The sequence below is a fragment of the Streptomyces xanthochromogenes genome (assembly GCF_014650455.1).
In the GTDB taxonomy this organism is placed as follows: Bacteria; Actinomycetota; Actinomycetes; order Streptomycetales; family Streptomycetaceae; genus Streptomyces; species Streptomyces xanthochromogenes.
Genome location: NZ_BMUZ01000005.1, coordinates 325,797 through 337,314 on the forward strand (window position 1 = coordinate 325,797; position 11,518 = coordinate 337,314).

Sequence of the window (11,518 nt, forward strand, 5' to 3'; positions counted from 1 at the left end):
GAAGCAACGCCCCGAAGGGCCTGCGGGACTGTGACATGTGCGGCGCCGCCGCGGGGCGCGACGGCGGACACCGGGGCACCTGCGGGGTGCGGGGCACTGTGCGAGAAGCCATCGACGGCCCGCGGCAGAAGAACAACGGGGCGCCCCCGCGCCTAACGGGCTCCGGCAGTGGCCGTCCCCTTCACCGCGTCCAGCGCGTACACACACCGGTCCTTGCTGCATGCGTAGACGACCCCGCTGCGGACCACGGGCGACCCGGTGATCTCACCCCCCGTGGCGAGCTTCCAGCGCAGCTGGCCCCCCGCCGCGTCCAGGGTGTACAGGCAGTGGTCGGCCGAGCCGAAGTGGATGCGGCCGTCGGCGACGACGGGCGTGCCCACGACCTCCCCGCCCGCGGCGAAGCGCCACTTGGGGGTCGAGGTGACCGCGTCCAGGGTGTACAGCGCGTTCCCGCTGCCCACGTGGACGTTGCCGTCGGCGACCAGGACCGGCTCGACGGAGTTGCGGGACTCGGTCGCGATGCGCCAGCGGTCCTTGCCGGTGGAGGCGTCCAGGGCGTACACCGTGCCGAGGTAGTCGGCGAGGTACACCCCGCCGCCCGCCACCGCGGGGCCGGGCGCGAACGTGGGCGGGCACAGGAAGACCGCGGGGGCCTCGAAGTGCCAGCGGACGCGCCCCGAGGCGACGTCGACGGCCAGGACCCGGGTGCCGGCCGACACGTAGACATAGCCGTCCTGCGCGGGCGCGACCCGGACCGGGACGCCGCCGCAGGAGGCCGCGTCGCCGACCGGGTAGGACCAGCGCTCGGCGCCGGTACGGGCGTCGAGCGCGCGCAGCCGCGCGTCCTGCCACACGTAGACCGTGCCGTCGTGGACGGCCGGGCCGGCCTCGGGGGTCTCGAAGTCGCTCTGGGCGCCGGAGAGCTCCCACAGCTTCTCGCCGTTCGCCGCCTCCCAGGCCTGTACGCCGCCACCGCGGGTACCGGTGACGATCGTGCCCCGGTCGGCCTTCAGGGAGTACACCCAGGCGTCCGCGGACAGCCGCCACAGCTCACCGCCGTCGCTCGCGTCCAGGGCGTACAGGCTGGGGCCGTCGGAGGCGTGGATGCGGCCTGCCTCGACGGCCATCGCCCAGGCGACGTCGCGCGTCTTGAACTGGCGGCGGCCGGTGCCCACGTCCAGGGCGTGCACCTCGAAGGACGTCACGTACAGGAGGTCGCCGGCGACGGCGGGGGTGCCCCACACGTCGTTCGACATCCGGAAGCGCCAGGGGCGCCAGCGGCCCGGGACCTCGGGCGGCTGGGCCGGCGGCGGCACGGGCGCGGCCTGGGTGCCGACGGCGGCGGCCGCGCCGGGCCTGCGCACCCAGCCGGTCGCGGAGCCGGCGTCCACGGCGACCCGGGACGCGTCGGCGGCCCGGGGGCCGGGACCGATCGGCACCTTCGCGCCGGGCAGCCGCACCGGCTCGTCGGTGCGGACGGGCGGATAGGTGACGGCGGAACCGGCGTGCCGGGCCGCGTACGGGGGATCGGCGGGGCGGGGCGGGGCGGGGTGGCCCGTGCGGCCGGAGCGCGGTGCCGGGTTCGGCGCGGGCTCGGCGGGCGGCAGGACGTGCATGCGGCCGCCGCCCCTGCGCTGTTCGATCATGGCGACCGAGCGCGGCGGCAGCCAGGCCGACGCGGTGCCGCTGTCGTCCGAGCCGGAGGCGAAGAGGTGCGGTGCGAGCTGGGCCTGGAGGTCTTCCGGCGAGGGGCGGTTGGGGTGCTCCATCTGCATGCAGGACTCGATGAGCGGGCGCAGCTCGTCCGGCAGGCCGGTGATGTCGGGGCCCTCGCGCAGCAGCATGAAGACGGTCTCGACGGGGTTGGCGCCGTGGAAGGGCGCGTGTCCGGTCGCGGCGAAGACGAGCGTCGAGCCGAGCGAGAACACGTCGGACGCGCCGGTGACGCTCCGGGAGTCCTTGGCCTGCTCGGGCGACATGTAGGCGGGGGTGCCCACCGCCACGTTCGTCATGGTCAGGCGGGTGTTGGAGACCCCGGACGCGATGCCGAAGTCGATCACCCGGGGCCCGTCCTCGACGACCAGGACGTTGGACGGCTTCAGGTCACGGTGGACCAGGCCCGCGCCGTGGATGGACTGGAGGGCCTCGGCGATGCCGGCCGCGAGCCAGCGCACGGCCTGGGCCGGCAGCGGCCCGCACTCATTCACTATTTCTTCGAGGGAGGGCGCCGGTACGTAGGCGGTGGCGAGCCACGGCACGGGGGCGCGCGGGTCGGCGTCGACGACGGCGGCCGTATAGAAGCCGCTGACCGCGCGGGCCGCCTCCACCTCGCGCGTGAAGCGGACCCGGAACAGCTGGTCCTCGGCGAGTTCGGTGCGCACCGTCTTGATGGCGACGCGGCGGCCCGACGCCGAGCGCGCCAGGTAGACGAGGCCCATGCCCCCGGCGCCGAGCCGGCCAAGGACCTCGAACGGGCCGATCCGCCTCGGGTCGTGCTGCGTCAGCTGCTCCACTTGCCTGCCACCTCCCCGTACGGGCCGTGCCTGAATGCGGCCCCGTGCAGCGTCTCACGCGGCACCCCGATTCTCCCTGCCGGAGGTGGCCGGTGGCCAACCCGGGTCGAGACCGGGAGGTCCCCGCCCCATCCGGGACACCTCGGACAGGCGCGCGGCTGTTTCGGGCGTCTTTACGCGCCCTGACCCTGCAGGACGGCGAAGGCGGCGCCCTGGTTGTCGGTGAGGACGGCCATCCGCCCGTACGGAATGTCGAAGGGAGGGGCGGTGACCCGGCCGCCGAGCCGGGTGCAGGCGGCGGCCGCGGCGTCGCAGTCCTCGACGCCGAAGTAGACGAGGAAGTGGTCGGGAAGCGCCGCGGGGAAGGCGTCCGACATCAGGCTGCGGCCGCCGATCGCGCTGTCGGGGCCCGGCTCGGTGCCGGGCAGCGACCAGGTGCGGAAGTCGGCGCCGATCTCGTCGGGGGCGCCCGGGTCGCCGCCGAGGTAGCCGAAGACGGACTCGTAGAACGCGTCGGCCTGGTCCTTGTCGCGGGTGTAGACCTCGGTCCAGCAGTACGAGCCGGGCGCGCGGGTCAGCTCGAAACCGGTGTGCCCCTCGCCCTGCCACAGGCCGAACACGGCGCCGCCCGGGTCGGCGGCGACCGCCAGGGTGCCGTGCGGCGGCACCGGCAGCGGGTCGGTGATCAGCCGGCCGCCGGCCTCGCGGATGCGGGCGGCGAGCGCGCGGGCGTCGGGGGTGGCGAGGTAGACGGTCCACGAGGTCGGCATCCGGCCGTCCCGCTTGGGCTGGAGGGCCGCGACGCGTCTGCCGTCCTTGTAGGCGCCGGTGTAGCGCCCGTGCCGCTCGGCGGTGTCCTCGTCGAAGACCCAGCCGAAGAGCTCCCCGTAGAACCGCTTGCCGGCCGCCAGGTCGGCCAGCGAGACATCGGCCCAGCACGGCGCGCCTTCCGGATATCCGCCCATATGCGCCTGTTTCCTTCCTGAGGTGCCCCGCCGTGGGACCGTCGTGGGACCGCGTCGCGGCCAAGCTAACGAGCCGGCACGTCCGGCGCGGACGCACAATTCGAACATATGGCCAGATTGCGGCGCGCGGCGGGGCATCCGGTCAAGTCCCGCACGGGTTGTCCACCAAAGTTGTCCACAGGGTGTTGATAACACCATTCGAGTGGCACGTCCGGTCCTGGAGGGCCCGGCCGGGGTTCCCGCGGGCCGACGACCAGCCGGGCGCGTACCGGCCACGGGCCGGGCGCATACCGGCCACGGACCGAGCCCGGACGGACCGCCGGACGATCGGGCGGCCGACCCCGCGGACGACCGGACGGACGGTCACGCGGGGCGACCGGTTCCCCGCGCTCATCGGCACATACCGCCCCCGGGCCCCCATTTGCACTCGGCCGAATCGCGCTCCGATCACCCCTCGGTAAGCTGACGGCATGACAGGACAAGTACGCACCGTCGACGGCCGCGTGGCCGGCCGACGCGGGCAGGCGACACGGCAGAAGCTGCTCGACTGCCTCAGTGAAATGCTCAGCTCGTCGCCGTACCGGGACGTCAAAGTCATCGACGTGGCCCGGAAGGCGGGCACTTCGCCCGCGACCTTCTACCAGTACTTCCCCGACGTCGAGGGGGCCGTTCTGGAGATCGCGGAGGAAATGGCCAAGGAGGGCGCCGGGTTGACCGCTCTGGTCGAGGGCCGCTCCTGGGTCGGGCGCGCGGGCTGGCAGACGGCGGAAGAACTCGTGGAGGGCTTCCTCGACTTCTGGCGCAAGAACGACGCCATCCTCAGGGTCGTCGACCTGGGCGCCGCCGAGGGCGACAAACGCTTCTACAAGATCCGCATGAAGATCCTGAACTCGGTCACCAACTCCCTTACGGACGCGGTCACCGAGCTCCAGGCCAAGAACAAGGTCGACAAGGACGTCAGCCCCGCGGCGATGGCGGGCTCGCTCGTCGCGATGCTCGCCTCGGTGGCCTCGCACCAGAAGGGCTTCCAGACCTGGGGCGTCAAGCAGGCCGAACTGAAGCCGAACCTGGCGCTGTTGGTCCACCTGGGCATCACGGGCAAGAAGCCGACCAAGTAGCCCCGAGCACGTCGGTCGATACCCAAGTCCTGTCGCGCCGACGGCGGTTCACCCCCAACCGGGGGCAACCGCCGTCGGCGTTCCCGTCCCGAGGGCCGAACGCGCCTCAGGCCCCGCGCCGCTCCAGCCGGAAGAGCCGTATCTCGCGCTCGATCCGGGACTGGTAAGTGGCGTACGGGGGCCAGAACTTGAGGGCCGCCTCCCAGACGGCCGCCCGCTCCTCCCCTTCGAGCAGCCGGGCCCGCACCGCTATGTCCCGGCCCTTCCAGCTGATCTCGGCGTCCGGATGCGCGAGCAGGTTCCCGGTCCACGCCGGATGCCCGGGCCGCCCGAAGTTGGACCCGATCAGCACCCATGAGGCGCCGCCCTCCTCCGGCATGCAGGCCAGCGGAGTGGTGCGCGGCAGGCCCGACTTGGCGCCGTACGCGGTCAGTACGACACCGGGCAGCATCTGTGCGCTGAGGATGACCCGGCCGCGGGTGAGGCGGTGCACCGCGCGGTCCATCGCGGGCACGAAGTGCGGGGCGATCCTGGCGAACGCCCGCGTCGAGGACACCTTCTGCATGAGCCGCACTCCGGGCGCGGGCCTGGCGGTCCCGGCACTCATGCCCGCACCTCGGGAGCGGCCGGGTCGAACAGGCCGGCCAGTTCGGCGGCGTGGCCGCGCAGCCGGTGCACCGGCCCGAAGAGCAGCTCGTCGGACGCGGCCCGCTTGAAGAAGAGGTGTGCCTCGTGCTCCCAGGTGAAGCCGATGCCGCCGTGCAGCTGGACGGCCTCGGACGCGGCCGCCCGCAGCGCTTCGAGCCCCTGGGCGAGCGCGAGCGCTCCCGCACCGGGGTCCCAGGCCGCGTAGTACGCCGCCGACCTGGCCGCCTGCACCTGGACGTACAGATCCGCGAGCCGGTGCTTCACCGCCTGGAACGACCCGATGGCCCGCCCGAACTGCTCCCGCTCCTTGACGTACGCGACCGTCCGCTCCAGCGCCTCGCCCGCCGCCCCGACGGCCTCGGCGGCGAGGCAGGCGGCGGCGGTGCGCCCGGTGGCACCGAGCGCGCCATGGACGTCGGCGGATGCGTCTCCGCCCAGCAACTCGCCTTCCACGTCCCGCAGTTGTACCCGCGCCTGGGTCCGGGTCTCGTCGAGGGTGGTACGCCGGGTGCGCCGCAGCCCGGCCGCCTCCGCGGACACCACGAAGAGGAGGGCGCGGCTGCGGGCGAAGCCTCCGGTGTGGGCGGCGACGAGCAGCAGCTGGGCGCTGTGCCCGTCGAGGACCTGGTCGGCCTCGCCGTACAGCCGCCAGGTTCCGTCCGGCATGCGTCTGCCCTGCACCCCGCCCGCCCGTCCGCCGCCGGCCCAGTCGCCGTCCTCGTTCGCCCCGGTGAGGCCGAGCGCGAGCGCGAGGCCGGTGCCGGGCACGGCGAGGGTGGCGGTCCGCTCGCCGCGGGCGATGAGCGGGAGCAGGGCCCGCTTCTGGGCTTCGGTGCCGAGGGCGGCGATGAGCGGAGCCGCGAGGACGGCGGTGGCGAGCAGCGGGGAGGGCAGCAGGGCCCGCCCGGTCTCCTCGCAGGCGAGGACGAGTTCGGCGGTGGTGCACCCCACTCCCCCGTACTCCTCGGGCAGCGCAAGTCCCGGCAGTCCGAGCTCGGCCGCGAGGCGTCCCCAGAGCGCCCCGTCGTGCCCGACGGGGGTGCGCACCGCGCTCTTCACGTCCTGCGGGCCGCAGTGCTTGGCGAGCAGTTCGTGCAGGGTGCGGCGGATCTCGTCCTGTTCCGCGGTGAAGGCGGCGTCCATCGGCGGTCTCCTCCCCCAGAGGCGAGGCCTCTGAACTGACGGTGCGTCATGTTAGGTGCGCGGACGCCAAATGCACAGGCTGTGCGCGGAGTTGCCGGGTAAGGAGCGCCAGCGTCCGTCACCCACTCCGGGAACCGCATATCTGATGTACCGTCAGATTCATGTCATCACCCTCAACGCGCCGCCCCCGCAAGGTCGCTGTGGTCGGGGTCGCGCTTTCCGACACGGGACGGGTGGACGAAGCCACCCCCTACGCCCTGCACGCCCAGGCCGCCCGGCGGGCGCTCGCGGACTCCGGGCTCGACCGGTCGGTCGTCGACGGGTTCGGCTCGGCGGGGCTCGGCACGCTGGCGCCGGTGGAGGTGGCGGAGTACCTGGGGCTCCGCCCGACCTGGGTCGACTCCACCACGGTCGGCGGCGCCACCTGGGAGGTCATGGCCGCGCACGCCGCCGACGCGATCGCGGCCGGGCACGCCAACGCGGTGCTGCTCGTGTACGGCTCGACCGCGCGCGCGGACATCAAGGCGGGGCGCCGCACCTCCAACCTGTCCTTCGGCGCGCGGGGCCCGCTCCAGTTCGAGGTGCCGTACGGACACACGCTGATCTCCAAGTACGCCATGGCAGCACGCCGGCACATGCACCAATACGGCACGACAGTCGAACAGTTGGCGGAAGTGGCGGTGCAGGCACGGGCGAACGCGGCGGCCAACTCGGACGCGATGTTCCGCGATCCGATCACGGTCGACGACGTGCTGTCGGGGCCGATGATCGCGGACCCGTTCACCAAGCTGCACTGCTGCATCCGCTCCGACGGGGGCTGCGCGGTACTGCTCGCGGCCGAGGACTACGTGCCGGACACCGCCAAGTCGCCGGTGTGGGTGCTGGGTTCGGGCACGGCGGTGTCGCACACGACGATGTCGGAGTGGGAGGACTTCACGGTGTCCCCGGCGGCGGTCTCCGGGCGCCTCGCCTTCGAACGGGCCGGGGTGGGCCCGGCGGACATCGACCTGGCCGAGATCTACGACGCGTTCACCTACATGACGCTCGTGACCCTGGAGGATCTCGGCTTCTGCGCCAAGGGGGAGGGCGGCCCGTTCGTGGAGAAGGGCCGTCTGCTGCGGACCGGCGAACTCCCGGTCAACACCGACGGCGGCGGCCTCTCGGCCTGTCACCCCGGGATGCGGGGCCTGTTCCTCCTGGTGGAAGCGGTGCGGCAGCTGCGCGGGGAGGCCGGGGCGGGCCAGGTGCGCAAGCCGGGAGGCCGTCTCCCGTCGCTGGCGGTGGCGTCGGGGACGGGGGGCTGGTTCTGTTCCTCCGGAACGGTGGTGCTGGGCCGCGCTTGAGGGCACCCGCCCCCTCCCGTCCGCCGTTCGGTTGCGGGCCCTGGAGGAGAAAGCGGAGGAGAAAACGGGTGGCGGGGTCCGGCCCGCGCGCCCAGGATCAACCCATGCGCCCGTACCTCACCACCCCCCGCCTGACCCTGCGCCCCTTCGCCGACACGGACGCCGACCTCGACCTGGTGGTCGACCTGGACAGCGACCCGGAAGTCATGCGCTACCTCACCGGGGGCCGCCCGATGACCCGCACCGAGATCCGCGCGGACTCCTTCGCACGGATGCTGCGGACGTATCCCGTGGGCGGGTTCTGGGCGACGCACCTGCGCGACACCGGCGAGTTCATCGGCTGGCACTGTCTGCGCCGCTTCGGCGACGCCCCACCCCGCTCGGCCGACCTCGGCTACCGGCTGCGCAAGTCCGCGTGGGGCCGCGGCTACGCCACGGAAGGCTCCCTCGCCCTCATCGAGAAGGGCTTCACCGAGCTGGGCCTCGACCGCATCACCGCGAACACCATGTACGTGAACGCCCCCTCCCGGAAGGTCATGGAGCGCTGCGGGCTGAGCTACGCGCGGACGTACTTCGAGGAGTGGGCGGAGCCGGTGGAGGGCGCCGAGCACGGCGAGGTGGAGTACGTACTGACGAAGGACGAGTGGTCCGGGACCGCGGGGCCAAGGCGGATCGGGAGGCCCACGGACCACCCGGACCAACCTGGGACTCCGGACCACCCGAACCACCCCGGGACCGGACGATGACCGGAGAATGACCGGTATGGAATTCCAGGACTTTCTGCACACCCTCCGCGTCTGGGACGTGGAGCTCCCGCACTTCGACCCGGCCGCCGCTCCCGCCGCCCCCCTCCCCCTCTTCCAGGAGTGGCTGATGCACGCGGCGCGGGCGGGCCAGCTGGAGCCGCACACGATGTCGCTCGCGACGGTCGACACCGAGGGCCGCCCGGACGTCCGCACGCTCATGCTGCACGACGCAGACGACGCCGGCTGGCACTTCGCCTCGCACTCCACCAGCGCGAAGGGCCACCAGCTGGCCGCCCGCCCCGTCGCCGCCCTCGGCTTCTACTGGCCCGCGGTGGGCCGCCAGGTCCGGCTGCGCGGAGCCGTCACCCCGGCATCCCCGGCCGCCTCGCAGGCCGACCTGCACGCCCGCTCCACGGGAGCCCTCGCGGCGGCACTGGTCGGCAGGATGAGCGAAGTCCTGGACGAGTACGGCCAGTTGGCGGCGGAGTCCGCGGCGGCCTGGGAGCGGGCAGAGGCGGACCCCGAGGCTCCGGTCCCCACCTGGACCCGGTACGTAATGGACCCCACGGAGGTCGAGTTCTTCCAGGGGGACGCCCGCCGCCGCCACGTACGCCTGCGCTATCGCCGCGAGGCCCCCACCGCCTGGACCCGCGAACTGCTCTGGCCGTGACCCGGAACGGACGGGACGGGTACGGTCACGGTCACCGCGGGGCGGGGCCGAACACCGGGACGCTCACACCGTCCTCGGGACCCGGACGGAACGTCACGTACAGCTCCATCCCGATCCGCAGTTCCGCCTCGGGGCAGCCGACGATCTCCGTCATCATCCGGGGGCCCTCGGCCAGGTCGACGACGGCGGCGACGTAAGGGACCCGGTCGCCGAACGGCGGCAGGTCGTTGCGGTGCACGACGGACCAGGTGTAGAGCGTGGCCCGGCCGCTCGCGGGACGCCAGTGCACGTCCTCGCTCCAGCAGTACGGGCAGAACTCGCGGGGGTAGTGGTGCGGGCGGTCGCAGGCCGCGCAGTGCCGGACGAGGAGGCGGCCCTCGGCGGCCGCCTCCCAGTACGGGCGGGTGAAGGCGTCGGCCTCCGGGGTGGCGGCAGTCATCGGAACAGTCCCATCGCGTCGTCCAGGGACCAGGTCTGCCACGACATCGCGCCGAGGGCGACCAGCGAGATGAGCGCCATCATCGCGTTCTGGCCCTGCTCGGCCCAGTCGTGGATCATCAGGACCAGGTACAGGAGGTTGAGGAGCAGCCCGCAGACGAGGGCGACCGGGGTCAGGAGTCCAGCCACCAGGCCTAGCCCCAGGGCGAGTTCGGCGTACACGACCACGTACGCCATCGTCTTCGGGCGGGGTTTGACCACGACGTCGAAGCCGCTGCGGACGGCGTTCCACTTGTGCTTGGCGGCAACGTCGGACGCCCAGGCGATGCCCGTGCCGCGCTCGAACCAGCCCTTCTTGTCCTTGTGGCGCCAGCTCTCCAGCCACCACAGGCCGAGGCCGATGCGCAGGACGGCGAGCCACTCGGCGCCGCTGAGCCAGATCGAGTCCACGTCGGGCGTCCTTCCCCGTGCATCCCGTTGCCACGCTTGATTTCTGACGGTACGTCAGTTCAGCGGATCCGGGGCGCATGCGCAAGAGGTGGGCGCATGGACGGGCTCGGGCGGGCGGGTGCGGGCCGGTATGGCCGGGTGCGGACGGGCATGGCCGGGCCGCGGGCACGAGGGGTGGCCGCACGGAGGCGTGATCAGATCGCAACCGATTCCGGTCTTGACCGAGACCCATCAAGTATTCACGCCGTTACGCTCAGCGTTCATGGTCGACACCACCACGCCCGCCAGCCCCGTCTATGTGATCGGCGCCGGTCCCGGCGGACTCGCGGTCGCCGCCGAGCTGCGCGCGCGGGGCGTGCGGGCGGTCGTGCTCGAGAAGTCCGACGCGGTCGGCGCTTCCTGGCGCCGCCACTACGACCGGCTGCACCTGCACACCACGCGCCGCCTGTCCGCACTGCCGGGACTGCGGATGCCGCGCCGGTTCGGGCGGTGGGTCTCGCGCGACGACGTGGTGCGCTATCTGGAGAAGTACGCCGATGTCCACGAGCTGGAGATCGTCACCGGGGTCGAGGTCGACCGGGTCGAGCGCGGGCCCGGCGGCGAGGGATGGGTGCTGTACGCGACCGGGGGCCGACGGCTCTCCACGCCGGCGGTGGTGGTCGCCACCGGGTTCAACCACACGCCGTACGTTCCCGCGTGGCCCGGCGCCGAGTCGTACGTGGGTGAGCTGCTGCACGCCGGCCAGTACCGCAACCCCGCCCCCTTCGTCGGGCGGGACGTGCTCGTCGTCGGGGCCGGGAACACCGGGGCGGAGATCGCGGCCGACCTCGCGGAGGGCGGGGCGGGGCGGGTACGGCTCGCGGTGCGGACACCGCCGCACATCCTCCGCCGGTCCACCGCGGGGTGGCCCGCGCAGGCCACCGGCATCCTGGTGCGCCGGCTTCCGGTACGCCTGGTGGACGCGGCGGCGTCGGTGACCGAACGGCTCTCCGTGCCGGACCTCTCCGCGTACGGCCTGCCGCGGCCGGCCAAGGGGCTGTACTCGCGGGCGCGGGAGGGTGCGATCCCGGTACAGGACGTGGGGCTGATCGACGCGGTGCGGAATGGTCGGGTCGAGCCGGTCGCGGCGGTCGAGTCCTTCGACGGCACCAAGGTCGTCCTCGCGGACGGCACGCGGGTCTCGCCCGAGGTGGTCGTCGCGGCGACGGGCTACCGCCGGGGCCTTGAGGGTCTCGTCGGCCACCTCGGGGTGCTGGACCAGCGGGGCCGGCCCCGGGTGCGGGGTGCGCGTACGGTGCCGGGGGCTTCGGGGCTGTACTTCACCGGGTTCACGAATCCGATCAGCGGGATGCTGCGCGAACTCCGCCTGGACGCGGCCCGCATCGCCCGCAGCCTCGCCCGCTGACCCCAAGCCCCGAGCCCCGAGCCCCGAGCCCCGAGACTCCGCCCCGGCCCCCTGACCCCGCGGGCAAACCCCGCCGCCG

11 protein-coding genes are annotated in these 11,518 nt (G+C 73.3%); 5 read left to right on the plus strand and 6 right to left on the minus strand.

Annotation, left to right across the window (positions count from 1 at the left end; genetic code table 11):
* Positions 1 to 152: 152 nt before the first annotated feature.
* Positions 153 to 2,513: a protein serine/threonine kinase AfsK gene (gene afsK, locus IE267_RS15610; protein ID WP_189763628.1), complete on the minus strand. Its 2,361-nt coding sequence runs from the start codon at positions 2,511 to 2,513 to the stop codon at positions 153 to 155.
* 173 nt (positions 2,514 to 2,686) lie between these two features.
* Entirely contained in the window at positions 2,687 to 3,478 is a 792-nt protein-coding gene (locus IE267_RS15615) for a VOC family protein (RefSeq protein WP_189763629.1), read from the minus strand.
* Between the two features lie 470 nt (positions 3,479 to 3,948).
* Here IE267_RS15615 and IE267_RS15620 point away from each other — a divergent pair, with 470 nt between their 5' ends.
* Positions 3,949 to 4,596, plus strand: a complete 648-nt coding sequence (locus tag IE267_RS15620) for a TetR family transcriptional regulator (protein WP_100573995.1) — start codon at positions 3,949 to 3,951, stop codon at positions 4,594 to 4,596.
* A 106-nt stretch (positions 4,597 to 4,702) separates the two neighbouring features.
* Here IE267_RS15620 and IE267_RS15625 read toward each other — a convergent pair whose 3' ends face one another.
* Complete coding sequence (locus IE267_RS15625; RefSeq protein ID WP_167159139.1) at positions 4,703 to 5,203, minus strand: nitroreductase/quinone reductase family protein; 501 nt, start codon at positions 5,201 to 5,203, stop codon at positions 4,703 to 4,705.
* Positions 5,200 to 6,387, minus strand: a complete 1,188-nt coding sequence (locus IE267_RS15630; RefSeq protein ID WP_189763630.1) for an acyl-CoA dehydrogenase family protein — start codon at positions 6,385 to 6,387, stop codon at positions 5,200 to 5,202. Before IE267_RS15630 ends, IE267_RS15625 begins: the two co-directional genes overlap by 4 nt.
* Before the next feature lie 161 nt (positions 6,388 to 6,548).
* Here IE267_RS15630 and IE267_RS15635 point away from each other — a divergent pair, with 161 nt between their 5' ends.
* From IE267_RS15635 to IE267_RS15645, 3 genes are all read left to right on the plus strand, one after another.
* Positions 6,549 to 7,730, plus strand: a complete 1,182-nt coding sequence (locus IE267_RS15635; protein WP_189763631.1) for a thiolase C-terminal domain-containing protein — start codon at positions 6,549 to 6,551, stop codon at positions 7,728 to 7,730.
* Positions 7,731 to 7,834: 104 nt separating this feature from the next.
* Positions 7,835 to 8,476 carry a GNAT family N-acetyltransferase gene (locus tag IE267_RS15640; protein ID WP_189763632.1) on the plus strand — a complete coding sequence of 214 codons (642 nt, stop codon included), beginning with the start codon at positions 7,835 to 7,837 and terminating at the stop codon, positions 8,474 to 8,476.
* Between the two features lie 16 nt (positions 8,477 to 8,492).
* Complete coding sequence (locus tag IE267_RS15645; RefSeq protein WP_373304553.1) at positions 8,493 to 9,146, plus strand: pyridoxine/pyridoxamine 5'-phosphate oxidase; 654 nt, start codon at positions 8,493 to 8,495, stop codon at positions 9,144 to 9,146.
* A gap of 31 nt (positions 9,147 to 9,177) precedes the next feature.
* On the opposite strand, the gene IE267_RS15650 is transcribed toward IE267_RS15645, so the two are convergent.
* Both IE267_RS15650 and IE267_RS15655 read right to left on the minus strand, forming a co-directional pair.
* Positions 9,178 to 9,585, minus strand: a complete 408-nt coding sequence (locus IE267_RS15650; RefSeq protein WP_189763634.1) for a Zn-ribbon domain-containing OB-fold protein — start codon at positions 9,583 to 9,585, stop codon at positions 9,178 to 9,180.
* A complete protein-coding gene (locus IE267_RS15655) occupies positions 9,582 to 10,034 on the minus strand; it encodes a DoxX family protein (RefSeq protein ID WP_189763635.1) in 453 nt (150 codons plus the stop codon). The genes IE267_RS15650 and IE267_RS15655 overlap by 4 nt, the downstream gene beginning before the upstream one ends.
* Before the next feature lie 262 nt (positions 10,035 to 10,296).
* Between IE267_RS15655 and IE267_RS15660 the strand changes: the two genes are divergently transcribed.
* On the plus strand, positions 10,297 to 11,439 hold the full coding sequence (locus IE267_RS15660) for a flavin-containing monooxygenase (protein ID WP_189763636.1): 1,143 nt from the start codon (positions 10,297 to 10,299) through the stop codon (positions 11,437 to 11,439).
* Positions 11,440 to 11,518: the final 79 nt, after the last annotated feature.